The sequence below is a fragment of the Mesorhizobium sp. P2_B5 genome (assembly GCF_056404775.1).
In genome coordinates this window covers 162,756-188,169 of record NZ_JBFUDJ010000002.1, presented here as the reverse complement: position 1 = coordinate 188,169, position 25,414 = coordinate 162,756, and the positions used below count along the sequence as shown (strand labels likewise).

The window sequence follows — 25,414 nt, the reverse complement described above, 5'->3', positions numbered from 1 at the left end:
ATCAGGGCTCCAAGCGTAAATGAATCCCGAAGGTTGTTTACAATGTGTAACATATGCGGTCAAAAATGCGCAATCGCAACATTTTGTACACTTTGTCTCGTTGAGTGGAATCGCTTCTCCTGACACTATGCTGTCAGGAACCAATTGGGGTTCCGGCGACTGAAGGACAGTGGTCGATAGCATGGCAGGCAAGAGCATCAAGCGACGCAACGCAGCGGCCATCGAATGGCCGACCGTGGTCCTCGCTTTCTTCTGTTACGGAACATGGCTTGCTGTCGGTCTGCTGTTCTGGCCCTCTTATCCGATCCTGGCTCTCATTCTCCTCGGCTTCATCCTGGCCCTGCAGTCGTCAATCATGCACGAAGTGCTGCATGGCCATCCGACGCGCAGCGCGCTGATCAATGAAGCCTTCGTCTTCCTGCCGATCGGCCTGGTCTGGCCGTTCCGTCGCTTCAAGACGCTTCACTTGCGCCACCACGCCGACGAGCGACTGACCGATCCGCTCGACGATCCCGAGAGCTATTACCAGGCGTTGTGGATGCATGACGATCTGCCGCCGACGATGAAATTCCTGCTCAAGATCAACAACACCATGGTCGGCCGTTTCTTTCTCGGCCCCTGGCTGTCCTGCATCGGTTTCTTCATCGACGACGCCAAGCACATGATTGCCGGCGACAAGGTGATCGGCAAGGCATGGCTGCTGCATGCGATCGGTCTCGCCATCGTGCTGCCGGTCGTGCAGCTCGGCTTCGGCATCCCCGTATGGCTCTACATTCTGGTGCCGGTCTGGCTCGGCCAGTCGCTGATCGCTGTCCGCACCTTCGCCGAGCATCAGTGGTCCGAGCATCCTGAGGGACGCACGGTGATCATCGAGCGCTCGCCGCTGTCGTTCCTTTTCCTCAACAACAATCTGCACTTCGTCCATCACAAGACCCCGACGGTGGCCTGGTACAAGCTGCCGAAGCTGTTTCGCGACCGCCGCGACGAGTGGCTGCGGATGAACAATGGCTATGCCTACCCGAACTATTTTGCGCTGATCAAAGCCTACGCCTTCAAGGCCAAGGAGCCGATCGTTCACCCGGTGCTGCGCCGCCAGGCCGAGCCGGGCAGGGCGTTCAAGCCGCGCGTCAGGGCACGCAGTGTTAGCGGGCTCGGTAGCGCGCCGGTTCCCGCCGAGCCGCCCAAGGAATAATTTCGGGGCATCCCAGGACCCGTGTCGGCCAATTCTGATTGGACGCCGCGTTTTTGCGATCCTTTCCTGAGACATGATGATTGGGTGTCGGCATGAGTGACTTGGTTGCGGCTTTGCCGATGTACGACTGGCCAGAGGTGCGCGACGAGGTCGACGCGCAATGGGCCGGGTTGCGCGAGGCTTTCAGGCAAAAAGGCATCGATGCGCCGCAGGCTATCGTGCGCCGCAATGGTGACCTGCCGCAGGTGCCGGGCGGCATCCACGACGCCGAGGGCAGACTGATCGCGCCCGATCCGGTAACGCTGCCGCCGAACGAACTCGACTATCACCAGCTCTGGCTGCATCCGGCGCTGCTGTTCGCGCAGACCTGCTGGGGGCCGATGGAGCTGGGCCTATCCAAACAGGTGCAGGTGGTCGGGCAGCCGAGCTACGACGCTTACGAGGGCGGCCAGGGCGAACTCTATTCGAGCGCGTTGGTGATGCGGACAGGCGAGGGGCCACAGGTTCGGTCGCCTGCGGACGGCAAAGCCTCGCTGCCGCTCGATCTCATGCGTGGCAAGCGCTTCACCTTCAACAGTCTCGATTCGATGTCGGGCGTCATTGCGCTGACGCGAGACCTGCAAGCGGCCGGCGAAAGTCTCGATATCTTTTCGTCGCGCAGCGAGGGTGGCGGCCATCGCGGTTCGATCGTCGCGGTTGCCGAGGGCAGGGCGGATATCGCCGCGATCGACTGTGAGAGCTGGGCGCTGGCGCAGCGTTTCGAGTCAGCGGCACGCAAGGTCGCTGTTGTCGGCTGGACGGCGCGGCGCAAAGGCCTGCCCTACATCACCGCCAGGACGACGCCGGAACCGGTCAGGCGGATCATGGCCGACGTGGTGGCCTCTGACCTGTCGTACACACCGTTCGCTAACTCTGCCCGTCGATAGATCGGGCCAGAGTCCGATCTTTACGCGACCATCACCATCTTCGTGCAGCCTGCACGGGACTTCGCCGGATGGTGCATATGGCCGCCGCAACTGTGCAGAGATGGACATTCCGAGCCGTGTTGCTGGTCCTGGGACTGGCGGCCATACCGTGCCTGCTTTTTCCGCAGATGGCGATCGTTGCGGCGATGAGCATCGTCGGCATCCCGATCGCCATACTGATGGCGCTGATCCCACCGGTGTTTCTGTTCGTGCTGTTGACCTGGGCCATCAGCTTTCGCATTCCAGCTCGGCTGGCCTGGCTGACCAGCCCGTTGATTGCGGCGGCGCTGCTTGCCGTGCCACCTTTCCTGATCAACAGATCGATGGACCAGACCACGACAGCGCTGGTGTCGGGCGACCACGACCAGGTTCTGCGGCCTTTCCAGACCGGGACACTGGCGGTTCGTTCCGATCGATCCGTCTTCTGGACGAAAACCCAGACGCATTGCGACGATTTCTGCATGCGCGCGCTGCTGACCGGCAGCGTCCAGCGCATCATGGTGCTCGACTACGACAAGGAAATGCCCGAGGTCGATTTTTCGGCCACTGCCAGGACCTTCCACATGGAGCATCGAGCTTCTTGTCCGCTGGTCGAACTCGCCGATGCGCGTCCCTCTTGGTGGTCCCCGGGATTTCAAGGCGCCTAAAGCCTCGGAGCGCATGCGGATCGAGATTGCCAAGGGCAATTGCCTGATCGAGGCCGAGGCCCCGCTGTCGGAAGCCGATACCATGATCAGCACCGGGCAGGTCAAGCGTGGGCTGGACGACTATCAGGCGGGGCTCGATCCGACGGCAGACACGATGTCGGTCTACCGCATCTCCGTGCAGAGCAAGGCGGGAGGCCGTTTTTCCGAAGTCTATCGATCGACCAGCGTTGCTTCCTATCGGCTGCTGCCGCTGCTCTTGCCGAGCTACGTGACGGGCTACCAGTTCGATATTCGCATCGGCTTCCCGCGATTGCTTCGGCTCACCCACCTTGACCGGTTCGGCCCACGACCCGACTGGAGCGGGTTCGTCGTCCACGCGCTCGGCATGAAGCTTGCGCTGCCGGCTGGTTCGGCGGATGCCGCTGTTGTCCTGGCTGCGAAGGTCGGTCAGCCTCAGCCGATCGACGCCGTCACCAATTCCCTCGCCGAGGATTTCTTCAGCAGGCTGGGTGACAAGCGGACTGCGTCGCAGGACGATATCGATCTCGCCGTAGCCGTGCTCAACGACAGGCGGTTGGACATCCCAAGGCATGTCTACACGGCGGCGAGCCATGCGAAGGACGCGACGCCGCAGAGTATGGCGCGTCTTGCCGATGTGCTCTTCGCGAGGCTGTTCGAGCTGGATATCGAAGTCGGCAACATCGATGCACGGCAAGCCGGCGACCTGGCTCTCGCTATCCAATACCTGCCCGACGACGTGATTCCGGCGCATCGTGCCGATCTCGAAAGGTTGGCGAGGGATATGCCCCGGCGCGTGGCCGCCTATCGTGCCTTGACGAGGTTGTCGGCGCTTAATGCCGATGCCATCACGACGATGCTCTATCTGATCGACGACGCTGCGCTGCAGCCACGCGACAACGGCAATTTTTGGCAGCATTCCTATCTGGCTGGCGTGCAGGGCCTTTGCCAACTTGGAGAGCGGGGCGCTCCCGCCGTGGAGCCATTTCTGGAGCGTATCCGGGCGGGAACAATCCCGCTTCATGCCAGCTATGGCGACTTGGCGATCAACACGCTGGCCGGCATGGGTGCCGACAAGGAGCGGACCTGGCAGGCTGTCTCGGCCAAGGACCAGACCATTGGTCGGGGGCGGTTCGATAGCGTCTTCGACCGGGCAAAGCGCAAGATCGACTGCGATTACTGAGAGCTCCGCCGTCAGTCGGCCAACAGCCTCGCATCCAACGGGTAGGTTGAAAGCTGCTCGTTGCCGGTCGCGGCGATCAGGATCTGCTCCTCGATCTTGACGCCCTCATGGCCGCCAAGCCTGCCGATATAGCTTTCCACGCACAGCACCATGCCCGGCTCCAGCACGCCGTCGGGCGTGCCTGGCGTCCAGTCGCTGGAATGCGGCAGGGTCGGATATTCGTCGGCCAGACCAACGCCGTGATAGAGCACGCCGTATCGGGTCGGGAAGCAATCTCCCGGAGGCACCACGGAGCGTTCGACCAGGTCACGGAAGGAGATGCCGGGCTGCATCAGTTGCGTGTTGTGGGCGATCTGGTCGGCCGCGATTCGGAAGAGGTCACGCTGCTCGTTCGACGGCCTTTCGTCGCCGCAAAGGAAGGTGCGTGAGAGATCGGCGCAGAAGCCGTAGGGGCCGATCAGGTCGGTGTCGAAGGCGACGAGGTCACCTGCTTCGATGACGCGTGACGAGCATTCCTGGAACCATGGATTGGTGCGCGGCCCCGACGCGAGCAGCCGGGTTTCGATCCATTCGCCGCCGCGCGCAATGTTGCCGCGATGCAGCTCGGCCCAGAGTTCGTTTTCGGAAATGCCCGGCTTCAGCGCCTTCTCCATCTCGCCCATCGCCGCCTCGCACGCGACGATGGCGCGGCGCATGGCGAGGATCTCGTCGGGCGACTTGATCAGCCGCGCGTTTTCCATCACCGCTTCGCCATTGCCGATGGCAATACCAAGCCGAGCGAGTTCCTCGACGCCTTCCGGATTTATGTGGTCGACGGCGATGCGGCTGTTGCCGCCGCCATGTTCCCTGACCAGATCGGCGATGCCGGCGGCCCAGCGGCGGACCTTCTGTTCGGTCAACTCGCCGCCATAGAGATACATCCACGACACTGCCGGTCGCACCTCGTCGACGACGCCGGAATGGTCGGAGAGATGCTCACAGGAGAAATAGTCGAACAGCACCACCGGTCCCTCAGTGGCGACGAAGCAGTGGCGGGTCGGATTGTGCGCCACCCACAGCTGCATGTTGGTCGAATCGGTGGCGTAGCGGATGTTGACGGGGTCGTAGAGCAGGGCGCCGGCATAGCCGCGGCGCTTCAGCTCAGCGCGGATGCGCTCGAGCCGGTATTTACGCATCGCGGGCAGGTCGGGTGCTGCGATGCCTGCCGCTTGCCATTCGGACTCAGCCAGCGCGCCATAGCCCAGCACGTGCTGGTTGAGCGAAGCCGCCTTCTGGCGCGAGGCGTCGCGCAAAGCCTCGACCGAGCCCGGCTCGAACGGCATGATCTTGCGGTGACGACCGAACCCTTGCTTCTCCACCCGACGCCTCCCTGCCGATGCTATTGTGGTGTTGCGCCTGCCGCGGCCGCCACCTTCTTCAGGCGCGTGACGGTTATAGTGCGGGTGGGCGGGTCGCTGCCGAACAGCATCGGCACGGCCAGCTGCTGCGGCGGTCCATCCGCTGCGTAGCCGGCCTCATTCAGCAATTTGAGGATACTTTCGACCCCCACCCTGTCGTCTGCCGTGACGAACACCGCCGGCTCTTTCAGCAATTGGCCGAAGTCCGGCAATTCTCCATCGAGGACGACGAGATCGGGGTCGACCAGACGCAGATTTCCCAACCAGTGCCAGCTCGACACGGTGGTGCGTATCGGTCCGTTTGCCGTCAACTGGCTGTAGAGCGAATTGTAGTCGACGCGCACGATGCTGCCGCGGCTGTCGCCGCCATTGAGGTGCGCGTACCAAGTCACCGGCAGCACCAGGATGGCGAGCGTCACGCCGACAAAGACGATGATGTCCTGCACTTTCCTGCCCTTGTCGCCCCTGGCGTCCATGCGAAGGGCGAGTGCGACAGGCAGCAAGACAAGGATGGGGAGCATCCAGCGATCGCGAAATTCCGTCGCGCCGCTCACCAGGACGAGCACGATGGTGATGGCGAGGGCAAAGGCGATGGTGCGCCACACCAGTCTTTCGGGCCAGGGGGCCGGTTGCGGGGTCGGCGCGGGCCTCTTCCATGCGATGAGGAAAGCCACTGCGAATATACCGACCGGCAGCAGGGCGAAAAACAGGATCGCCCTGCCCAGCCCGCTTATTCCGTCGAATGCGGTCTGTAACACCCCGCTTTCCCTGGCCGCGCCGAAGAAACCGCCGCTATGCGACAGCAGTTGGTCGGTATGCGTCAGGCTCCAGTAGAGTGTCGGCAGGCAAAGCAGCACAGCCACCGCGACACTGATCAAAAACTGGCGATTCAGCACGACGCTGCGTGTTTCGCGCAGCGAAAGCGTCGACAGGATCAGCGCGGCGAGGAAAATCACATTGTTGTATTTCGACAGGATCGCGGCAGCGATAGCCACACCGAAAAGCACATAGGCTAAGAGCGATCGGCGTTGCACAAGTTCGACGAGCGCAAGAAACAGCACCGCTGAAAAGCAGAAGGCGGCAATCGAGTGGGTGAGGGCATGCTGCATCTCCCACACCATCTGCGGAAACAACAACAGGCCGAACATGGCGGCGGCGCCAGCCCGGCTGGAATAGCCGAGACGGCGGACAGCGATGAAAGCCGACGCCAGCGCCACGCCGATCAGAAGGTACTTCACGATCTTGAGCGCGAGTATATTCGTCCCGACCACGCCGGCGACGATGCGGGCAAGCCACGTATAGAGAGGCGGCTGCGAGCCGCCATAGCCGGCCCAGAGGTAATGCATGTACATCAGCTGTTCGGAATCGTCGACGCCGACGCCGGTTCCAACGATGTGGGACAACAGCGCCATTACCACGATCTGGACAAGGCAATAAACCGCGAGGCAGACCAGCGCGGCGTTGAAGGGACCGACCTTGCCTTCGCACAGCCAGTCCGTCCATTTCTCTAGATACTGCAAGGGGATCGTCTTCTCATCGAGGGAAAAGCCTGCGGCCACCGCCGATGGCCCCTTACACGATCTCACACACGCTGTCGCCTTTTTAGGTCCGCATCTTCTCGCCGCTGGGGTCGAAGGGCGCCTCGACATTGATGCGGGCGGAACGCCGATGGCCGAGGATCTCGATCTCGAACAAGCCAGCACTTTCGTCCTCGGCAAGCGCAGCCGGCACATAGCCTTGCGCCATCGATTTCTGCACAGAATGCGCATAGCCGCCCGAGGTGACCCAGCCGACCACCCGCCAGTCGCCATCGACGATGCCGCGCACGGCCGAAGCCCCTTCCGCCGCTTTCGAGCCGCGGACTTCCTTGCCCGATGTGTCGAAGCGCGGCGCGCCGTAACCATGCGGCTTTTCAACCGTGCCGTAGTCCTTGCTGACCTTGGCCCAAATCGGCTCGTCGCCCATGACATCCGCATCGGTCGCATCGACGATGAACGAGACGCGGCGCAGCTTCGGCCCTTCCGCCTGTTCCTTGGCGGCGGCCTCGCGGCCGATGAAGTCGTTCTTCTCGAGCTTGATGAAGCGGTCCATCGAGCCTTCGAACGGCCCGTAGATCGGGCGCAGCTCGCGGAACCAGGTCGGGAAGTTCTTTTCCAGGCGCATGGAGAGCAAAGCGCGCATGCCGAAATCGACCAGGCCGAACTCCTCGCCGGCGTCCTTGATGGCCTTGTAGACCAGACGCTGATAGGCCGGCGCCATCCAGATCTCGTAGCCGAGATCGCCGGTATAGGTGATGCGGTTGACCATGCAGGGCGCGCCGCCGACCGCCATCTCGCGGAAGTCCATGAAGCGGAAGGCTTTTGTCGAGATGTCGACATCGACCAGCTTTTGCAGCAGGTCACGGGATTTCGGACCGGCGATCGACAGACCGACCAGTGTCTGGTCGAAGCGATGAATACGCACCGACCCATCCCTAGGCAGGTGCTTTTCGAACCAGCGCATATGGTATTTCTGCGCCGCGGACGAGCCCCAGATCATGAAGCGGTCCTCGCCGGCCTTGGCGATGGTGAAGTCGCCGATCAGCTTGCCGAATTCGTTGATCATCGGCGTCAGCACGATGCGGCCGATCTTCGGCATGCGGTTGGTCATCAGCCGGTTGAGGAAATCCTCCGCCGCAGGCCCCGACACTTCGTATTTGGCGAAGTTGGCGATTTCGGTGACGCCGACCTTCTCACGCGTGGCGCGCACTTCCTCGCCGATCGGGCCGAAATCGTTGGAGCGGTGGAAGGAGACGATGTCCTTCGGCTCCTTGCCCTTCGGCGCGAACCACAGCGGCGTTTCGAGACCCCAGCTATCGCCCATGACGGCGTTGTTGGCGAGCATGGTGTCGTAGAGCGGCGTCGTCTGCGCCGGGCGAGCCGCCGGCAGCTCTTCATTGGGGAAGCGGATGGAGAAGCGGCGCGAATAGTTTTCGCGCACCTTGGCGTTGGTGTAGCGCGGGCCGGCCCACTCGCCGAAACGGGCGACATCCATACCCCAGACATCGAAGCCGGGATCGCCATGCACCATCCAGTTGGACAGTGCGAGGCCGACGCCGCCGCCCTGGCTGAAGCCGGCCATGACGGCGCAGGCGCACCAGAAATTGGTCACGCCCTGCACCGGTCCGACCAGCGGGTTGCCGTCGAGCGCGAAGGTGAAGGGGCCGTTGATGATCTGCTTGATGCCGGCCTTCTCGATGCCGGGGAAATGCTTGAAGCCAATTTCGAGCGATGGCGCGATGCGGTCGAGATCCGGCGGCAGCAGTTCGTGGCCGAAATCCCACGGCGTGTTGACCGGCGACCACGGCTTGCAGGCCTTTTCATAAGTGCCGAGCAGGATGCCGTTGCGCTCCTGGCGGGTGTAGATCTCGCCCTTGAAGTCGAGCACGCCGATCATCTCGCGGCCGGTCGACTTGTTGAATTCCTCGACCTCCGGCATCGGCTCGGTGAGCAGGTACATATGCTCCATCGCCAGCACCGGCAGTTCGACGCCGACCATGCGGCCGATCTCGCGCGCCCACAGCCCGCCGCAATTGACGACATGCTCGGCATGCACCGTGCCCTGCTCGGTGACGACGTTCCAGGTGCCGTCGGGCTGCTGCGTCAGATCAACAACGCGGTTGCGCAGCACGATCTCGGCGCCGAGTTTCTTGGCTGCCTTGGAATAGGCGATGGTGGTGCCGGAGGGATCGAGATGACCTTCGACCGGATCCCACATGGCGCCGACGAAATTCGTCTCGTCCATCAGCGGGAACATCGCCTTGGCTTCGGAGGGGGTGATCAGCTCGGTGTCCATGCCGAGATAGCGGCCCTTGGCATGGGCCAGGCGCAGAAAATCCATGCGCTCGGGCGTATCGGCCATCATTACGCCGCCGGTCAAATGCAGCGAGCAGGACTGGCCGGAGATTTCCTCGATCTCCTTGTAGAGCTGCACCGTATAGGCCTGCAGCTTGGCGACGTTCGGGTCGCCGTTTAGCGTGTGGAAGCCGCCGGCCGCGTGCCAGGACGAGCCGGAGGTCAGCTCCGAACGCTCGATCAGCATGATGTCGGTCCAGCCGGCCTTGGCCAAATGGTAGAGAACCGAGCAGCCGACGACGCCGCCGCCAATGACAACCGCTTTGACGTGAGATTTCATAAAGATGGGTCCGTTTTTGCGTAAATTGAATCAGGTGTTGGCCAGCGGCGTGACGAACGCTGCACGGTGTGTCGATCAGAAATCGGTCGGCGCGCCGCCTTCGGACGTGCGCTTTTCGACAAAGTCGTTGAGCTCTTCGCGAATGGCCGGGTCCATATAGGGTTCTTCGTAAGACGCCAGCCGTTCCTTCCAGACCTTGTTGGCCTTTTCCAGCGCCGTCGGCGAGCCGGCTTCGGCCCAGGTTTCGAAATTGCGCCAGTCGGAGAGGATGGGCGAGTAGAAGGCGTTCTTGTAGCGGTCTTGCGTGTGCTGGGTGCCGAAGAAATGGCCGCCGGGGCCGACAGACTGGATGGCGTCGAAGCCGAGCGCCTCTTCGGAGAGGTCGAGCGGGGTCAGGAACTCCGCCACCATCTGCAACAGGTCGATATCGAGAATGGTTTTTTCGTAGGAGCAGCGCAGGCCGCCTTCGAGCCAGCCAGCGCCGTGCATCATGAGATTACCGCCGCCCTGGATGGCGCCCCACAGCGAAAACACGCTTTCATAGGCGGCCTGCGCGTCGACCGTGTTGGCGGCGCAGGTGTTGGAGGTGCGGTAGGGGATCTTGTAGCGGCGGGCAAGCTGGCCGCCGACCAGCTGTGCCTTCATGTATTCGGGTGTGCCGAAGGCCGGTGAACCGGACTTCATGTCGACATTGGAGGTGAAGCCGCCATAGCCGACCGGCGCGCCCTTGCGCACCATCTGGGCGAAGGCGATGCCGGACAGTGCCTCGGCATTCTGCTGCACCAGCGCGCCGGCGATGGTGACCGGCGCCATCGCGCCCGACAGGGTGAAGGGCGTGACGACAACGACCTGGCCCTTGCTCGACATCTGGATGATGCCTTCCATCATCGGCACGTCGAGCTTGAGCGGCGAATTGGTGTTGATGATGGTGAAGACGGACGGCTCTTCCAGCATCTGCTCGTGGCTGATGCCGCGCGCGATCCTGGCGATCTCGATGCCGTCGACATTGCGTTCCTTGCCGAGCGAATAGATGTGAAACACCTTGTCGGTCAGCGTGGCGAGGTCGCGGATGCATTCGAGGTGGCGCACCGACGGGTGGATGTCGGTCGGCTCGACCGGATAGCCGCCGGTGCAGTTCAGGATGTTGTGCATCTGCGCCAGGCGCAGGAAGTTGCGGTAGTCCTGCTGGTTGCCCGGGCGGCGGCCGCGATCGAGGTCGGAGCAGTTCGGCGCCGAGGCCATCATCGACAGGATCACATTGTTGCCGCCGAAGCGGACATCGTGCGCCGGGTTGCGGGCATGCAGCGTGAATTCCGACGGGCAGTTCGAGATGAGATCGAGGATCATGTCACTGTCGAAGCGCACGCGCTCGCTGCCCGCGGTCACGTCGGCGCCATGTTCCTTCATGATGCGACGGGCTTCGTCATGCAGCACGTCGACGCCGATTTCCCTCAAGACGCGCAACGAGGCGAGGTGGATCGATTCCAGCTCGTCGTCGGAGACCAGCTTGGTCGGCGTCAGCGGGTTTCTCAACTGTCGGAAAGCCGGCTGTTCGAAGGCGGCCGAGCCGCCGGCGCGCTTGCCCGCACGGCCACCACGACGGGCGCGATCGGTTGCCAAAGGCGGTTCGGCTGGGTGCAGGGCGGCGGTCATGATGGTCCTCGTACGATGCGGGTAGCGGCCGGCATAATGGACCGGCGGCTGTCCGGCCATTGCGGAGGCGGCGACCACTAGGACGAGGGAAGCGACATGCCGGAATGGCAGTGTGCGACAGATAGGACGCGTCCACTGGCCCTTGGCGCAAGGGGATTTCGGCGGCGGCCCTTCCTTTCGCGAATTCGAACCGCTAGCTCATGGTTTGCCGCTGAATGGTCCGGCAGTTCACATGGAAAGCAGCATGGCCGCGACCGGTTCGAGTGATGGCGAAGCGGTAACCCAATGGGCAGCGCTTGCCGGTGTCACTGCGGCCCTGGCCATGTTCGGGGCCGCGCAAGGCTTGAGCTATCCGCTGTTCACGCTCTTGATGCAGCGGCAAGGCATGTCGCCTGCGCTGATCGGCCTTTCGGCGGCGATGATGCCGGTCGGCCTCATCCTGTCGGCGTCCTTCGTGCCGGCGGCCGTACGGCTGTTCGGCGCCCGCAATCTCGCCGTCGGCAGTTCGCTGATCGGAGCGTTGTGCTTTCTAGGCATCGGCTATCTGCAGGACTGGGTGGCCTGGTTCGTCATTCGCTTTTTCGTCGGCCTCGTCATCAACCCGCTCTATGTGCTTGGCGAGGTGTGGGCGCTGTCGCTGGCGCCGCCGTCGCGTCGCGGCCGGGTGATGGGTGTGTTCAACGCGCTGATGGGCGCTGGCTATGCCGCCGGGCCGTTGATCCTGATCACTGTCGGCGCCTCGGGATGGCCGCCCTTCATTGCCGCGATAGCGGGCTTTGCGTTCTGTGCGCTGATCCTGCGCGCAGTGTCGTCGAAGCTGACCGGTTTCGAGGATGACGGTCAGCCCGCCAGCGACCTTTTCGGCTTTGCCAGGCTGGCGCCGGCGCTGCTTTTGGCGGTGCTGGTTTCGGCGGCGGTGCAGCAGAGCACCTACGCGCTGATCCCGGTCTTCGGCGCCGGCTATGCGCTTCCCGAAGCAAAGCTCGCGGCGCTGGTAACGGCGCTGTCGGCCGGCAACATCCTGCTGCAGATCCCGCTCGGGCTGATGGCCGAACGCTTCGGCGGCCGGGCGATGATCGTCTTTTGCGCATTGGCGACAGCAGCGTGCGCGCTGTCGCTGCCGGTACTGATCACCACGCCGCTGGTCTGGCCGGTGCTGGTGGTCATGGGCGGTCGGCTACGGCGTCTACACCATGGCGCTGGTCGAGCTCGGCAGCCGCTTCAAGGGAACGGTGCTGGTCGCCGGCAACGCCGCCTTCGCCTTGATGTGGGGCGCCGGCGGCATTGTCGGCCCGCCCGGCGCTGGTGCCTTGATGCAGGTCATCGGCCCGCTCGGCCTGCCGGTGGTCATCGCCGGCCTCGACGCACTGCTGGTGAGCTTCGCGCTCTACCGATCCTTCAAGCGCCAAAACGCCTGACGGGGTTGTCTGGAGCAGGGGCTAACCTTCATCAGTCTCAATGACCCAACGTCACCATCTTGAATAAAACCGCCTGGGACGCGATGTAGGCAGGGCCGCCCGCCAATAGCTTGGAGACCATGCGTGACCCAATCGATGACAAAACGCCAGACCGAGACCGCCGCCGAGGATAATTTCCTCTGGCTGGAAGATCGGACCAGCAAGCAATCGCTCGACTGGGTGCATCGCCAGAACGAGGTCACGGTCGGCGAGTTGCAGGGCGATCCGTCCTATCAGGCGGCGTTCGAGACAGCGCTCGACCTGATGACAGCGGAAGACAACATTGCGGTCGGCGCTGCGCTCAACGGCCACGTCTATAATTTCTGGCAGGACAAGACCAATGTGCTCGGCCTCTGGCGCCGTACGACGGTCGCCTCCTACAAGACCGAGAAGCCCGACTGGGAGACGATCATCGACTTCGATATCCTGTCGGCCAAGGAGGGTGTGAAATGGGTGTTCGGCGGCGCCAGCCGCCTCTATCCCGACTTCAATCTATGCCTGGTGGCGATGTCGCCGGATGGCGGCGATGCCAGCGAGATGCGCGAATTCGACATTGAAGCCAAATCCTTTGTCGAGGGCGGCTTCCGCGCTCCCGCCTCCAAATCCGGTTTTTCCTGGCTGGACAAGGACACCGTGCTTGTCTCGGCCGCCTTCGAGGAAGAGGACAAGACCCAGTCCGGCTATCCGCGCGTCGTCAAGCTGTGGAAGCGCGGCACCCGCCTGGAAGACGCGACGCCGATCTTCGAGGCGGAGAAGCAGGATCTCGCGGCCGGCGTCGGGGTCGAATATGACGGCGACAGGCAGTATCTGTTTCTGGCCCGCGCGATCGCCTTCTTCTCCTCGCACAGTTTTCTGCGCCTGCCATCGGGCGAAAACCGGCGCATTCCGCTGCCGGACGATGTCACCGATACGGCACTGTTCAAGGGTCGGTTTGTGTTCAGCGTGCGCAGCCCGTGGACGGCGCCTGACGGCACCGAGTGCCAACCTGACGGGCTCTATTCCCTGGATTTCGAACGCTGGATCGACACCGGCGATTTGGGGCCTGTCGAAACCATGCTTGCGCCGGCGCATCGCGTGTCCATCGCAGGCATTGCCCGCACGCAGGACCGGCTGTTCATCAACCTGATGGACAATGTGCGCGGCAAGATCATCGTCGCCGAGCGCAATGGGGAAGGCTGGTCGCTCAAGCCGGTCGCACTGCCCGAAAACGGCAATGTCGGCATCGCACACGCCGAGCATTTCGGCTCCAGCGTTTCGTTCTCCTTCACCGATTTCCTGACGCCGAGCTCGATCATCTGGTCGGACGACGATGGCGAGACGCTGGCGACGGTGAAGGCGCAGCCGGCGCGTTTCGATGCCGCGCCGCTGATTTCCGAACAGTTCGAGGTGCGCTCGAAGGACGGCACCATGATCCCGTATTTCGTCGTCAGGCGGCGCGACCAGAAGGGTCCGGTGCCGACGCTGCTTTACGGCTATGGCGGCTTCGAGGTGCCGCTGCTGCCCGGCTATGCCGGCGTGCGCGGCAGGCTGTGGCTGGAAAAGGGCAATGCCTATGTGCAGGCCTGCATCCGCGGCGGCGGCGAGTTCGGACCGGCCTGGCACCAGGCGGCGCTGAAGGGCAATCGCCAGACTGCCTTCGACGATTTCGCCGCGGTGGCCGAAGATGTCGTCGGGCGCGGCATCGCCACCGCCGGCTCGCTCGGCATCCAGGGCGGTTCTAATGGCGGCTTGCTGACCGGTGTTTCGCTGACGCAGCACCCCGAGCTGTTCGGCGCCGTCATCATCGAAGTGCCACTGCTCGACATGCTGCGCTACACCGACCTGCCGCCGGGCGCCTCGTGGATGGGCGAATATGGCGATCCGTCGAAACCGGAAGAGGCCAAATGGCTGGGCGCCTATTCGCCCTACCAGCATGTGTCAGCCGACGCTGCCTATCCGCCGGTGCTGCTGACGACATCGACCGCCGACGACCGCGTCCATCCCGGCCATGCCCGCAAGATGGCGGCGCGGCTTCAAGAAGCTGGGCACGACAGGACTTTGTTCTTCGAGGAGACCGAGGGTGGCCATGGCGGGCGCGGCGACCGCCGGCCGCAGGCTGCACAAACCGCGATGAAATATGTCTTCCTGCAAAGGGCGTTGTCCGCCAAGGCCTAGACCCCTCGTGGGCCAAGCAAAGGGTGGTTCACCTCGACCAGCCTTTGCTCTAAAGTGCGGCCATGGCTCTCGTCAGGATCTTGGTTAGCGCCTTTGGGGCTCGCGTATTTCGGGTCGCGGTGACGCCGTCACCGCGCACGCTGCGCGCCGAGCTTTTGCGGCTTTGCGCCCGCATTGGCTATTCACCACCTGCCGTCCTCTGACGAATTCGCCCCGGCATCGCCGGAATGATTTCAGAGGAAAGACCCAGAGATGACCTATCAGAATTATTCGCTGAAGCAGCTTCAGCAGATCGACGCCGCGCATCATCTGCATCCGTTCACCGACCACAAGGAATTGCGAGAGGCCGGCTCGCGGATCATCACCCATGCCAACGGTCCGTTCATCTACGATGCCGATGGCACCGAGATTCTCGACGGCATGGCCGGGCTGTGGTGCGTCAATGTCGGCTATGGCCGTGACGAGCTGGCCGACGCTGCTTACGCGCAGATGAAGGAATTGCCCTACTACAACTCCTTCTTCAAATGCTCGACGCCGACGCCGGTGCTGTTGTCGAAGAAGCTGGCCGAACTGGCGCCCAAGGGCGTCGCCCAAGTGTTCTACGGCTCGTCGGGCTCGGAGGCCAACGACACGGCGCTGCGGCTCGTGCGCCACTACTGGGCGCTGGAGGGCAAGCCGGAGAAGAACCGCATCATCTCGCGCAAGATGGGCTATCACGGCTCGACTGTCGCCGGCACATCGCTGGGGGGCATGGATCTGATGCACAAGCAGCTCGGTGGTGCTGTCCCCAACATCGTCCATGTGATGATGCCCTATGCCTATGAGCTGGCGCTGCCTGGCGAAAGCGACCATGATTTCGGCCTGCGCGCCGCCAAGGCGGTCGAGGACGCCATCCTCGAAGCCGGCGCCGACAAGGTTGCCGCGTTCATTGGCGAACCGGTGATGGGAGCAGGTGGGGTAAAAATCCCACCGATGAGCTACTGGCCGGAAGTGCAGCGCATCTGCCGCAAATACGATGTGCTGCTGATGCTGGACGAGGTCATCACCGGCTATGGCCGCACCGGCGAATGGTTCGCCGCGCAGACCTTCGGCATCGAGCCCGACACCATCACCACGGCCAAGGCGCTGACGTCGGGTTACCAGCCGCTTTCGGCACTGCTGGTCGGCGACCGCATCGCAGCGACACTGGTCGAAAAGGGCGGCGAGTTCTATCACGGCTATACCTATTCGGGTCACCCGGTCGCCTGCGCGGTGGCGCTGAAGAACCTCGAGATCATGGAGCGCGAAGGTCTGGTCGACCGCGTCAAGAACGACACCGGACCTTACTTCGCCCAGGCGCTGCAGGAGCGCATTGCCGGCCACGAGCTGGTCGGCGAGGTGCGTTCGATCGGGCTGATGGGGGCGATCGAGATCGTCAAGAACAGAGCGACCAAGGAACGCTTCCTGCCGGCGGGCAGTGCCGCCGTCACCGTCCGTGACCACGCCATCGCGCAAGGCATGATGCTGCGCGCCACCGGCGACACGATGATCCTGTCGCCGCCGCTGATCTGGTCGCGTGAGACGATCGACATGGCTTGCGAACGCATCGCCAGGGCGCTCGATCTGGCGCTAGCGGATTTGCGCAAGAAGTAGGCGGAGAGATCGCCAGGCGCGCTGAGGGCAGCGCGCCTGCGCAACCTCGTGATGTCAGGGAACGATAGCCGCCGTCGCGCGTAGTGTTCTCAGCCGGCAGGATCGGCTGCAGTTGAGGGGTTCATGAAAAAGATCACGAAGACACTGCGCACGCGAGGAGCGGGCGCCATAGGAGCCGACCTGATGCTGGCGCCATTGGTGATGGTCATGCGCCTGCCTCTGATGGCAGCCGACGCACAAAACGGCAGAGGCCTTGGCTCCGAGACTGCACGTGCCATCAATGAGAAAGCCACGGCTGTTGCCGAAGGGGCGTTTGCCGCGCAAATGGCGCTGTTCCAATCGGCGGCGCGCTTCTGGCCGGAGGTTTTTTCCGGCCGCACGCCATCGCTGTTCAACGGCATAGCCGTGGAACGGTCGATCAGTGCGGCGCTGAAGCCTGCCAGCCGCGCGGTGAAAGCGAATTTTCGCCGGCTGTCGTTAAAGGACTAATTGAGGCTTCGGCCCCGCCTCTGTCCGACTTTGGCGTCGGGGTCAAAGCCGGTTTCCGGTTTTGCCGCGCCTGCGCTAGACTCCCGCGCGGCAGTCTTTGCCGATGGGGGACATGATGGCCGTACAACCGCTCAACCAGCCCGCTGAAATTCCGCCCGAACTCGACCGTTGGAACTGGGGCGCGTTTTTCCTCAACTGGATCTGGGGTATCGGCAACAGCACGTTCATCGCATTGCTGATGTTCGTCCCTCTGGTCAACATCGTCATGCTCTTCGTGCTGGGCGCGCGCGGCAGCCGCTGGGCCTGGGAAAATTACCCATGGCGCGATGCGGAGCATTTTCGCAGGACGCAACGCAACTGGGCGATCGCCGGGCTCATCGTCTGGGTCGTCGGGTTCGGCGTTGTTGCCGTCACCGTCGGCGGCATTCCCCGCCTGATGAAAGGCAGCGACGCCTATCACATGACCATGGACGCCGTACGGGCCGACGATCGCGTCAAGGCGGCCATCGGCGATGACCTGACCGACAATTACTGGGTTGGCGGCAGCATCAATGTCGATGCCAACGGTTCCGGTGAAGCCCGGTTCAGCATTCCGATTCACGGCGCCAAGGGAAAGGCCACTGCGTATTCGCATGCCATCCGCACCGCCGGCATATGGCGTGTGCGCCTGCTTATCGTCAGGGTCGAAGGGGCCGGCGCACCGATCGTGCTGGTCAATGAAGACCATGAGGCAATTCCGAACGCTGCAATCGGAATATAATTCAGACCACACAGTATAGTCCGCAAAACGCAAAAACCGCGCCCCATCGGGAACGCGGCTTTGCCAGATACGCATGGCGTTTCGCCAACAAAACACTTGCGAAACTTACGGGCTCCGGTACGCGAGACCTGATCCGGAGCGCCGGGCGGATGCGATATGTCCGCCTCGCCATCCGTTGTATAGGCACATCGTTACCGTCGGGTTATCGAGAGCTTAAGCAAATCTAAATTTGCAATTTTTCCATACGAGAAAAATCGATAAAAACGCTGCAAAATTCGAAACTTATAGAGAATTGCCGCGCAGAAAATTTATGATTCCGGAAAAATCGGCGCCGCCATTTCCCTGCGCGTTGAACAGCGCATAAAGCTGGGCTGCTTCAGCCCCCATGGGCGTCACCGCGCCCGCACTTTGGGCAGCCTCCTGCGACAGTTTCAGGTCCTTCAGCATGAGTGCCGCGGCAAAGCCCGGCTTGTAATCCCTGTTGGCCGGCGATGTCGGCACTGGGCCGGGCACCGGGCAGTAAGTGGTCAGCGACCAGCACTGGCCGGACGAGGTCGAGGCGACGTCGAACAGCGCCTGATGCGAGAGGCCCAGTTTTTCGGCCAGCACGAAGGCCTCGGCAACGCCGATCATCGAAATGCCGAGCATCATGTTGTTGCAGATTTTTGCCGCCTGGCCGGCGCCGTCATCGCCGCAATGGACAATGCGGCCGGCCATCGGCTTCAGGATCGGTTCAGCGGCAGCAAAAGCTTCGGTCGACCCGCCGGCCATGAAGGTGAGGGTGCCCGCGGCAGCTCCGCCGGTGCCGCCGGAGACGGGGGCATCGATCGAATGCAGACCGTGCTTCCCTGCAACGGCATGGGCCTTGCGGGCTGATTCGACGTCGATGGTCGAGGAATCGATGAACAGCGCGCCTTGCTTGGCCTTGGGCGCGATGTCCTCGTAAACCGAGAGCACGTGCTTGCCGGCCGGCAACATGGTGATGACGACATCAGCGTCTTTCACCGCGGCAACAGCATTGGCCATTACCGTCACACCATGTTCACGGGCGACCGTGAGGTTTTCCGGCATAAGGTCAAAACCATTCACCGTATGCCCCGCTTTGACCAGGTTGGCGGCCATCGGATTGCCCATGTTCCCTAGGCCGATGAAGGCAATGGTGGTCATCAAGTTCTCCTGAATTGTTGCCGTCAGCGGACAATCAGTGCCCGCGCAATAATCACGCGCATGATCTCGTTGGTGCCTTCGAGGATCTGGTGCACGCGCAGGTCGCGCACCAGCTTCTCGATGCCGTAATCATGCAGATAGCCGTAGCCGCCATGCAACTGCAGCGCCTCATTGGCGACATTGAAGCCGATGTCGGTGACGAAGCGCTTGGCCATCGCCGACCATTTGCCGGCATCCGGCGCCTTGCGGTCGAGTTTCGCTGCGGCGGCATAGAGGAAAATGCGAGCCGCCTGCAGCTCGGTCTCCATGTCGGCCAACCTGAACTGCAGCGCCTGGAACTGATTGATCTTCGAGCCGAAAGCCTTGCGCTCGGCGGTATAGGCCAGCGCCTTGTCGAGCGCCGACTGCGCGCCGCCGAGCGAGCATGCGGCAATGTTGAGGCGGCCGCCATCGAGCCCGGCCATGGCGATGCCGAAACCGGCGCCTTCGCCCGACAGCAGGTTTGCCGCCGGCACCTTGCAGTCTTCAAAAATGACCTGGCGGGTCGACTGCATGTGCCAGCCCATCTTGTGCTCGTTGGCGCCGAAGGAGAGGCCGGGCGCGTCCTTTGGCACGACGAAGGTGGAAATGCCTTTCGGACCGTCGGCGCCGGTGCGCGCCATGACGACATAAAGGTCGCTGTCGCCGGCGCCGGAAATAAACTGCTTGGCGCCGTTCAGCACATAGTCGTCGCCATTCTTCACCGCGCGCGTTTTCAGCGCCGCCGCGTCGGAGCCCGAGCCGGGCTCGGTCAAGCAATAACTTGCCAGCCATTCCATCGAGGTCAGCTTCGGCAGGAAGCGCTTGCGCTGCTCGTCGCTGCCGAAGCGGTCGATCATCGAGGCCGCCATGTTGTGAATGGAGATGAAGGAGGAAAACGCCGGATCGGCGTGCGACAGCGCCTCGAAGATCAGCACGGCGTCGAGCCGGCCGAGCGCCGAACCGCCGACATCGTCCCTGACATAGATGCCGCCGAGGCCAAGCGGGCCGGTCTCGCGGATCACATCGGCGGGAAAGTGTTTTGCCCGGTCCCATTCGAGTGCATTGGGCGCGACGCGATCGGCGGCGAAGGCCTGCGCCATCTCCTGGATGGCGCGCTGCTCCTCGTTGAGTTCGAATTGGCTGGTGCTCGCATCGACCGCGGCGTCCATGGCGTGCTCCCTGTGTTTCCCCTTGCTGGGGGTTGGCTTGCTGGCCTGTTGTTTTTGGCTTTGCGCGCCGCCCAATCTAGACCAATGATGCCGCCGCGCAACCCGGCCTGCCGCGCAGCCGCTGTGCATGAATGGATCAACGGAGCATTGCGTGCCGACATATCTCAGTGAGCTGCTCGACCGTTTCCACGGCTATCTCCGAGGCGTGGACAATGCACTGGTGCGGGACGCTGTCGCCCGAATCGACTGGACAATGCCGGCGCGTGCGCTCGAACCGCATAGACTGCCTTGCCTTTCCCAACTCGACCGTATCGCCGAACTGGCGCCGCCGGATGCGCAGCCTCTGGTGCAGCTGCTGGCGGAGCGCCGCAACGATCTGCATTGGGGGCAGACCTACAATGCGGCGGATTTCGGCTCGGCGTTCCTGCAGAAATACGGCTGGCTGGAGGTTTTTGGGCTACGCGGCCATTTCGCCAACGACGAGGTCGCGGCCGGCCTGCTGATCCTCGGACCTGATATCACCTATCCCGATCATCATCACGTTGCCGAGGAGATCTACATTCCGCTGACCGGCGGTACCGAATGGCGCATGGGCGAGGGCGGCTTTCACGTCCGCCAGGCAGGCGAGGTGATCCACCACGCCTCCAATGTCAGCCATGCCATGCGCACCGGCGACGAGCCGCTGCTGGCGCTCTACATCTGGCGCGGCGGGCCGCTGGCGCAGAGGTCGACCATTCCCGGCGCGCAGGGCAGGGGCTGAGCCATGGCCAAAGCGATCATGCTGCAAGGCACGGGCTCGGATGTCGGCAAGACCGTGCTGGTTGCCGGGCTCTGCCGCGCCGCAAAAAAACGCGGACTGAAGGTCAGGCCGTTCAAGCCACAGAACATGTCGAACAATGCCGCCGTCGCCGACATTCCCGGCGACAACCGCGCCGACGGCGGCGAGATTGGCCGTGGGCAATGGCTGCAAGCGCTGGCCTGTGGTGTGCAGCCGACCGTGCATATGAATCCGGTGCTGCTCAAACCCCAGAGCGACATCGGTTCGCAGGTGATCGTGCAGGGCAAGGTGTTCGGCGAGGCGCGAGCGCGCGACTACCAGGCGATGAAAGCGGGGCTGATGGACGCCGTACTGGACTCCTGGGGCAAGGTCGGTGAGGGCGCCGATCTGGTCATCGTCGAGGGCGCCGGCTCGCCGGCCGAGATCAATCTGAGAAACCGCGACATCGCCAATATGGGCTTTGCCACGCGCGCCGACGTGCCGGTCATCCTGGTCGGCGACATCGACCGCGGCGGCGTCATCGCTTCGGTCGCCGGCACGCATCTGATCCTGCCGGAAGAGGACCGCCGGATGATCGTCGGCTACCTCATCAACAAGTTCCGGGGCGATGTCTCGCTGTTTGACGACGGCATCCGGTCGATCGAAAAATTCACAGGCTGGCGCTGTTTTGGCGTCGTCCCGTGGCTGAAGGCAGCGGCCCAGCTGCCGTCCGAGGATTCGGTTGTGCTCGAACGCCTGGCCTCCGGCGAGAAGCGGGCGTTGAAAGTCGCGGTGCCGATGCTTGGCCGCATCGCCAATTTCGACGATCTCGACCCGCTCAAGGCCGAGCCGCAGGTCGAAGTGGTGTTCGTGCCGCCGGGAAAGAAACTGCCGGAAGATGCCGGGCTGGTGGTCATTCCCGGCTCGAAATCGACGATCGGCGACCTCCTGAAATTTCGCGAGAATGGCTGGGATCGCGATCTCCTCGCCCACCGCAAGCGCGGTGGCCACGTCGTCGGCATTTGCGGCGGCTTCCAGATGCTGGGTCGCATGGTGCGCGACCCCGCCGGCATTGAGGGCAGCGTGACCGAAGCGGAAGGGCTCGGCCTGCTCGACATCGAGACGGTGATGGAACCGGAAAAGACGGTGCGCAATGTCAGCGCGCGCTCGGTGCCATTCGGCCTGCCGCTCGAGGGTTACGAAATCCATCTCGGCCGCACCACCGGGCCTGATATGGCACGGCCATCCGCAGTGATCAACGGCATTGATGACGGCGCTATTTCCGCTGACGGGAAGGTGTCGGGCACCTATCTGCACGGCCTGTTTTCCGCCGACGCCTTCCGGGCAAGATTCCTGGAGAGCCTCGGCGTCAAAGGCGGCGGCATCGACTATCGCGCCGAGGTGGAAAAGGCCCTGGACGAGGTCGCAGCTGAGCTGGAGAGGCATCTCGACTGCGATGCCATTTTCGGGCTGGCCCGTTAGCCGGCTTCGCCCGCCTTCGGCCAATATGTCCCGAACGACCAGACATTGCCTTCCGGATCGCGGCAGATGAATTCGCGGCTGCCATAGTCGCGGTCGGTCAGTTCCTGAATGATCGTGGCGCCGGCCTTTTTGGCCCTGGCATGGGCGGCATCGGCATCGTCGACGGCGACATAGATCGACTTGCCGCCGCCGGAACCGGGCTCACCGACCATCTTGCCGTAGTCGTCGCTGCGCGCTGTACCCAGCATGATCATCGAGGAGCCGAACACCAGCTCGGCATGGTGCACGATGTCGCCCTCGCCATAGCGGGCGCGGACTTCGAAGCCGAAGGCCTCGCCCAGCCAGTCGATCATTTTTCCTGCATTCTTGTAGCGCAAGGCAGGGTAGAGCCGGGGTGCTTCAGTGATTGCGGGCATGAAAACCTCCTTCATTCAAGTTGGTTGATAACCCACTCTGTTCGAAGGCCGCTCGCCCGTCTTGAAGAAATGTTACCTCCAGCGCCGTTGGCGGATCGCCGGCGAGTTGGCGAAAGTCGCGCACCAGGTGCGCCTGGTCGGCATAGCCGCAATCGGCAGCGATATCGGCCCAGTCGCTTTGGTCCTGCCGAGACAGGCCGAGCGCCCGGTTGAAACGCACGATGCGCGACAGTGTCTTGGGGCCGATGCCGGTCGCATCGGAGAACTTGCCGGCAAGATGTTTGCGGCTCCAGCCCAGTTTCTCGGCGATGGTTGAAATGCGGGTCCGGCCGCCAGATGTGACGATGCGGTCGTAGGCCCAGGCAATTTCAGGCGACGTATCGGCGGCATGCCCGAGACGGGTGGCGATGAAGGCCTCGGCAAGGTCGAAACGCGCCGCCCAGTCCGGCGCGTTACCAAGCCGTTCACGCAACGCCATGCCCTCGGCGCCAAGCACATCGTCGAGCACGACCATGCTGTCGGTCAGCTCGCTCATCGGGAGGCCGAAGAAGCGGCGGGCACCGAGTGGGGTGAAGTTGATCTGCACGCAGCAGGCGGCGCCAAAGGATTCGATGATTACCGGGCCGGCAAACAGGCCGGCGGCGAAACTGGCGAAACGGTCATTGTCGCCGGGATCCTTGCCAAGGCCGATGGCGAACGGCTCGGCGAAGCTGACCACCAGCGGCACGGTCAGCGAGGCATATTCGATGTTGCGGAAATGGCCGGGCGCGGTTTCGCGATAGCCGCAAATGTCCGACACAATGCCCTCGAGCGCTGGCGGCGGAGCCCGCCGGCGCATCTCGAACCGCCCGGCAATGGAGAGGTCCTGTTCCTTGCGGCGCTGCATCTCGATCGGCATAGGCCATCCTTTGCCGATCAAATCTAGCAGACGCCCAATCCTGAATCAAAACGGGGCCTGAATCAAAAGGGGCCGAAAGCAAAGCGCCCGGCTTTTGGCCGGGCGCTTCGGTTGCCTGAGATATGCGTGCTTAGGCGCCGCGCATCATGCAGCCGGCGGCAAGCACGATGTAGGCGATGAGCATAATCCAGACCGATGCCAAGGGAATAAACGCAAGAACGCCAAGTGCGGCGAGAACGCCGATGATGGCGATGACAAGGGAAATAATGAAAATAAGCTGAGTGGGTGCACTAAGATTCATGTGTGGTCCCTCCAACATGATTCGTACGGCTACATTCTATCAGGGCGTGGGCTCATACACCAATTAGCTGGCGTAGTGGGTTTGCCGGATCGGCCAGCAGCTTGATCGCCAGCGCCAGGCAGACGATCACCAGCAGCGGCTTGATCAGCCTTGCGCCGATGCGGATGGCAAGGCTGGCGCCGAGACGCGCGCCAAGGAACTGGGCTACACCCATCATCAGCCCGATCTTCCAGTAGATGACGCCGGCGACGGCAAAGACGATGAAGCCGCCGATGTTGGAGGCAAAATTGAGCAGCTTGGTGTGCGCCGTCGCCTTCAGCACGCCAAAGCCGGCGAGGCTGACGAAGGCGAGCATGTAGAACGAGCCGGCTCCCGGTCCGAACAGGCCGTCATAGAAGCCGACTAAAGGGGCGATGATCAGCCCGAACAGGAAGGGAGACAGGCGCTCAGAGCGGTCGACATCGTTCATGTTGGGTTTCGCCGCGAAGTAGAGCGCAATGGCGATCAGCAGCAGCGGCAGCAGCGCCCGCAAGAGATCGCCGGGCACGAAGGCCGCCAGCAAGGCGCCGACGGCACTGCCGGCAAGGGCGAGAAGCGCGGACGGCAGCTGGCGCCGGAGATCGACATGGCCATTCATGGCGTAGTGGATGGTCGCCGACGCCGTACCGAAGATGCCTTGCAGCTTGTTGGTTCCAAGTGCTGCGACCGGCGGGAAACCGGCAAGCAGCAGGGCCGGGATGGTGATCAGGCCGCCGCCGCCGGCTATCGAATCGACAAAGCCGGCGGCAAAGGCGGCGAAGGCGAGCATGATGATTGTCTGGGTGGCGAGGTCGAACATCGGGATTTTCTGGGCATTCCGGCGGGAAAAGAGATGCCGCGCCTTCGATCATGGCGACCTGGTTTGCGCAAGGCCGAATCCGCGCACCTCTATCCAGGCACGTTGCGCTTGGATTTCCTGTAGTGCATGTCATTATCCCAAAGCCGCTGCGCACTTTTGGGTCATAGGCACCGGGCGGACTAGCAAAAGGGGACGTTGTTGGCGATGGCATTGCTCGATCAGATACGCTCGATCTTCGATGGCGACCCCGGCGTGCGCAAGGTGGCCGACGACCCTGTGCTGTCGGCGGAACTGCTGATGTTGTTTCGCATGATCCTGGCCGACGGCTCGGTGTCGGAGAGCGAGATGGTCGCCTTCCGGCGCATCTGCAGGGAGGCCTTCGGCATCCCGGAAACCAGCATCGACGCGGTCATCGAATACCTCAACGAGTTCGGCTACGAGACCAACGGCTCGCAGGCCATCGCGCTGTTTCGCGATCTCGATGTCGAGCGGCGCAAGCTGCTGGCACGCCACATGGCGGAGATCGCCAAGGCCGATTCAAAACTGGCCGGGAGCGAGGTGCGGCTGCTGCGCCGCACGCTCGACCTGCTCGACATCAGCCCGGTCGATGTGGTGAAGCCGGAAGAGTGAAGCCGGCAGAGCTGG

The 25,414-nt window shown here is 63.0% G+C and carries 21 protein-coding genes and 1 pseudogene; 12 read left to right on the top strand and 10 right to left on the bottom strand.

Annotated features, from left to right (window positions below; all coding sequences use genetic code 11):
- The first annotated feature begins 181 nt into the window (after positions 1-181).
- From AC1D1N_RS07430 to AC1D1N_RS07415, 4 genes are all read left to right on the top strand, one after another.
- Complete coding sequence (locus AC1D1N_RS07430; protein WP_436260444.1) at positions 182-1,192, top strand: fatty acid desaturase; 1,011 nt, start codon at positions 182-184, stop codon at positions 1,190-1,192.
- Positions 1,193-1,284: 92 nt separating this feature from the next.
- A complete protein-coding gene (locus AC1D1N_RS07425) occupies positions 1,285-2,118 on the top strand; it encodes a phosphate/phosphite/phosphonate ABC transporter substrate-binding protein (RefSeq protein WP_477347570.1) in 834 nt (277 codons plus the stop codon).
- A 77-nt stretch (positions 2,119-2,195) separates the two neighbouring features.
- Positions 2,196-2,804, top strand: a complete 609-nt coding sequence (locus AC1D1N_RS07420) for a hypothetical protein (protein WP_477347568.1) — start codon at positions 2,196-2,198, stop codon at positions 2,802-2,804.
- A gap of 13 nt (positions 2,805-2,817) precedes the next feature.
- Entirely contained in the window at positions 2,818-4,005 is a 1,188-nt protein-coding gene (locus tag AC1D1N_RS07415) for a hypothetical protein (protein ID WP_477347566.1), read from the top strand.
- A gap of 11 nt (positions 4,006-4,016) precedes the next feature.
- Here the strand turns inward: AC1D1N_RS07415 and AC1D1N_RS07410 are convergent, their stop codons facing one another.
- The 4 genes from AC1D1N_RS07410 to AC1D1N_RS07395 all read right to left on the bottom strand — a co-directional run bounded on the left by AC1D1N_RS07410 (position 4,017) and on the right by AC1D1N_RS07395 (position 11,228).
- Positions 4,017-5,327 carry a M24 family metallopeptidase gene (locus tag AC1D1N_RS07410; protein WP_477348819.1) on the bottom strand — a complete coding sequence of 437 codons (1,311 nt, stop codon included), beginning with the start codon at positions 5,325-5,327 and terminating at the stop codon, positions 4,017-4,019.
- 56 nt (positions 5,328-5,383) lie between these two features.
- Positions 5,384-6,961 carry an ArnT family glycosyltransferase gene (locus AC1D1N_RS07405; protein WP_477347564.1) on the bottom strand — a complete coding sequence of 526 codons (1,578 nt, stop codon included), beginning with the start codon at positions 6,959-6,961 and terminating at the stop codon, positions 5,384-5,386.
- Between the two features lie 43 nt (positions 6,962-7,004).
- On the bottom strand, positions 7,005-9,575 hold the full coding sequence (locus AC1D1N_RS07400; RefSeq protein WP_477347562.1) for a GcvT family protein: 2,571 nt from the start codon (positions 9,573-9,575) through the stop codon (positions 7,005-7,007).
- Positions 9,576-9,650: 75 nt separating this feature from the next.
- On the bottom strand, positions 9,651-11,228 hold the full coding sequence (locus AC1D1N_RS07395; protein ID WP_477347560.1) for a trimethylamine methyltransferase family protein: 1,578 nt from the start codon (positions 11,226-11,228) through the stop codon (positions 9,651-9,653).
- Positions 11,229-11,472: 244 nt separating this feature from the next.
- Here AC1D1N_RS07395 and AC1D1N_RS07390 point away from each other — a divergent pair.
- The 5 genes and pseudogenes from AC1D1N_RS07390 (at position 11,473) to AC1D1N_RS07370 (ending at position 17,720) form a co-directional block, all read left to right on the top strand.
- Positions 11,473-12,646: pseudogene (locus tag AC1D1N_RS07390) on the top strand (MFS transporter).
- A 135-nt stretch (positions 12,647-12,781) separates the two neighbouring features.
- Positions 12,782-14,839 (top strand): prolyl oligopeptidase family serine peptidase, encoded by a 2,058-nt coding sequence (locus tag AC1D1N_RS07385; protein WP_477348817.1) that lies wholly within the window; start codon positions 12,782-12,784, stop codon positions 14,837-14,839.
- Between the two features lie 252 nt (positions 14,840-15,091).
- Positions 15,092-16,471, top strand: coding sequence for an aspartate aminotransferase family protein (locus AC1D1N_RS07380; protein WP_477347558.1), 1,380 nt, complete (start codon positions 15,092-15,094; stop codon positions 16,469-16,471).
- 123 nt (positions 16,472-16,594) lie between these two features.
- The gene (locus tag AC1D1N_RS07375; RefSeq protein ID WP_436260436.1) at positions 16,595-16,960 is read left to right on the top strand and encodes a hypothetical protein; all 366 of its coding nucleotides are present in this window, start codon (positions 16,595-16,597) and stop codon (positions 16,958-16,960) included.
- A gap of 112 nt (positions 16,961-17,072) precedes the next feature.
- A complete protein-coding gene (locus tag AC1D1N_RS07370; RefSeq protein WP_477347556.1) occupies positions 17,073-17,720 on the top strand; it encodes a cytochrome c oxidase assembly factor Coa1 family protein in 648 nt (215 codons plus the stop codon).
- A gap of 282 nt (positions 17,721-18,002) precedes the next feature.
- Here the strand turns inward: AC1D1N_RS07370 and mmsB are convergent, their stop codons facing one another.
- Together mmsB and AC1D1N_RS07360 are read right to left on the bottom strand one after the other, a co-directional pair.
- Complete coding sequence (gene mmsB, locus AC1D1N_RS07365) at positions 18,003-18,887, bottom strand: 3-hydroxyisobutyrate dehydrogenase (protein WP_477347554.1); 885 nt, start codon at positions 18,885-18,887, stop codon at positions 18,003-18,005.
- Positions 18,888-18,910: 23 nt separating this feature from the next.
- Positions 18,911-20,077 carry an isobutyryl-CoA dehydrogenase gene (locus AC1D1N_RS07360; protein ID WP_477347552.1) on the bottom strand — a complete coding sequence of 389 codons (1,167 nt, stop codon included), beginning with the start codon at positions 20,075-20,077 and terminating at the stop codon, positions 18,911-18,913.
- A 127-nt stretch (positions 20,078-20,204) separates the two neighbouring features.
- On the opposite strand from AC1D1N_RS07360, the gene AC1D1N_RS07355 reads away from it, so the two are divergent.
- Together AC1D1N_RS07355 and AC1D1N_RS07350 are read left to right on the top strand one after the other, a co-directional pair.
- On the top strand, positions 20,205-20,837 hold the full coding sequence (locus tag AC1D1N_RS07355; protein ID WP_477347550.1) for a dimethylsulfonioproprionate lyase family protein: 633 nt from the start codon (positions 20,205-20,207) through the stop codon (positions 20,835-20,837).
- A 3-nt stretch (positions 20,838-20,840) separates the two neighbouring features.
- Entirely contained in the window at positions 20,841-22,316 is a 1,476-nt protein-coding gene (locus AC1D1N_RS07350; protein ID WP_436260431.1) for a cobyric acid synthase, read from the top strand.
- Here AC1D1N_RS07350 and AC1D1N_RS07345 read toward each other — a convergent pair.
- The 4 genes from AC1D1N_RS07345 to AC1D1N_RS07330 form a co-directional block, all read right to left on the bottom strand.
- A complete protein-coding gene (locus AC1D1N_RS07345) occupies positions 22,313-22,732 on the bottom strand; it encodes a VOC family protein (protein WP_436260430.1) in 420 nt (139 codons plus the stop codon). The genes AC1D1N_RS07350 and AC1D1N_RS07345 overlap by 4 nt on opposite strands.
- Positions 22,716-23,630 carry a helix-turn-helix domain-containing protein gene (locus AC1D1N_RS07340; protein ID WP_436260429.1) on the bottom strand — a complete coding sequence of 305 codons (915 nt, stop codon included), beginning with the start codon at positions 23,628-23,630 and terminating at the stop codon, positions 22,716-22,718. The genes AC1D1N_RS07345 and AC1D1N_RS07340 overlap by 17 nt, the downstream gene beginning before the upstream one ends.
- 130 nt (positions 23,631-23,760) lie before the next feature.
- On the bottom strand, positions 23,761-23,931 hold the full coding sequence (locus tag AC1D1N_RS07335) for a hypothetical protein (protein WP_112565466.1): 171 nt from the start codon (positions 23,929-23,931) through the stop codon (positions 23,761-23,763).
- 52 nt (positions 23,932-23,983) lie between these two features.
- Positions 23,984-24,769, bottom strand: a complete 786-nt coding sequence (locus tag AC1D1N_RS07330; RefSeq protein WP_436260428.1) for a TSUP family transporter — start codon at positions 24,767-24,769, stop codon at positions 23,984-23,986.
- A gap of 198 nt (positions 24,770-24,967) precedes the next feature.
- Here AC1D1N_RS07330 and AC1D1N_RS07325 point away from each other — a divergent pair, with 198 nt between their 5' ends.
- On the top strand, positions 24,968-25,399 hold the full coding sequence (locus AC1D1N_RS07325; protein ID WP_112565315.1) for a TerB family tellurite resistance protein: 432 nt from the start codon (positions 24,968-24,970) through the stop codon (positions 25,397-25,399).
- The last annotated feature ends 15 nt before the right edge of the window (positions 25,400-25,414 follow it).

What these genes read in the sequence shown, in the direction of transcription:
- AC1D1N_RS07430 (WP_436260444.1), top strand. Translation starts at nt 182, where the DNA reads ATGGCAGGCAAGAGCATCAAGCGACGCAACGCAGCGGCCATCGAATGG.
- AC1D1N_RS07425 (WP_477347570.1), top strand. Translation starts at nt 1,285, where the DNA reads ATGAGTGACTTGGTTGCGGCTTTGCCGATGTACGACTGGCCAGAGGTG.
- AC1D1N_RS07420 (WP_477347568.1), top strand. Translation starts at nt 2,196, where the DNA reads ATGGCCGCCGCAACTGTGCAGAGATGGACATTCCGAGCCGTGTTGCTG.
- AC1D1N_RS07415 (WP_477347566.1), top strand. Translation starts at nt 2,818, where the DNA reads ATGCGGATCGAGATTGCCAAGGGCAATTGCCTGATCGAGGCCGAGGCC.
- AC1D1N_RS07410 (WP_477348819.1), bottom strand. Translation starts at nt 5,327, where the DNA reads ATGCCGTTCGAGCCGGGCTCGGTCGAGGCTTTGCGCGACGCCTCGCGC.
- AC1D1N_RS07400 (WP_477347562.1), bottom strand. Translation starts at nt 9,575, where the DNA reads ATGAAATCTCACGTCAAAGCGGTTGTCATTGGCGGCGGCGTCGTCGGC.
- AC1D1N_RS07395 (WP_477347560.1), bottom strand. Translation starts at nt 11,228, where the DNA reads ATGACCGCCGCCCTGCACCCAGCCGAACCGCCTTTGGCAACCGATCGC.
- AC1D1N_RS07385 (WP_477348817.1), top strand. Translation starts at nt 12,782, where the DNA reads ATGACAAAACGCCAGACCGAGACCGCCGCCGAGGATAATTTCCTCTGG.
- AC1D1N_RS07380 (WP_477347558.1), top strand. Translation starts at nt 15,092, where the DNA reads ATGACCTATCAGAATTATTCGCTGAAGCAGCTTCAGCAGATCGACGCC.
- AC1D1N_RS07375 (WP_436260436.1), top strand. Translation starts at nt 16,595, where the DNA reads ATGAAAAAGATCACGAAGACACTGCGCACGCGAGGAGCGGGCGCCATA.
- AC1D1N_RS07370 (WP_477347556.1), top strand. Translation starts at nt 17,073, where the DNA reads ATGATGGCCGTACAACCGCTCAACCAGCCCGCTGAAATTCCGCCCGAA.
- mmsB (WP_477347554.1), bottom strand. Translation starts at nt 18,887, where the DNA reads ATGACCACCATTGCCTTCATCGGCCTAGGGAACATGGGCAATCCGATG.
- AC1D1N_RS07360 (WP_477347552.1), bottom strand. Translation starts at nt 20,077, where the DNA reads ATGGACGCCGCGGTCGATGCGAGCACCAGCCAATTCGAACTCAACGAG.
- AC1D1N_RS07355 (WP_477347550.1), top strand. Translation starts at nt 20,205, where the DNA reads ATGAATGGATCAACGGAGCATTGCGTGCCGACATATCTCAGTGAGCTG.
- AC1D1N_RS07350 (WP_436260431.1), top strand. Translation starts at nt 20,841, where the DNA reads ATGGCCAAAGCGATCATGCTGCAAGGCACGGGCTCGGATGTCGGCAAG.
- AC1D1N_RS07345 (WP_436260430.1), bottom strand. Translation starts at nt 22,732, where the DNA reads ATGCCCGCAATCACTGAAGCACCCCGGCTCTACCCTGCCTTGCGCTAC.
- AC1D1N_RS07340 (WP_436260429.1), bottom strand. Translation starts at nt 23,630, where the DNA reads ATGCCGATCGAGATGCAGCGCCGCAAGGAACAGGACCTCTCCATTGCC.
- AC1D1N_RS07335 (WP_112565466.1), bottom strand. Translation starts at nt 23,931, where the DNA reads ATGAATCTTAGTGCACCCACTCAGCTTATTTTCATTATTTCCCTTGTC.
- AC1D1N_RS07330 (WP_436260428.1), bottom strand. Translation starts at nt 24,769, where the DNA reads ATGTTCGACCTCGCCACCCAGACAATCATCATGCTCGCCTTCGCCGCC.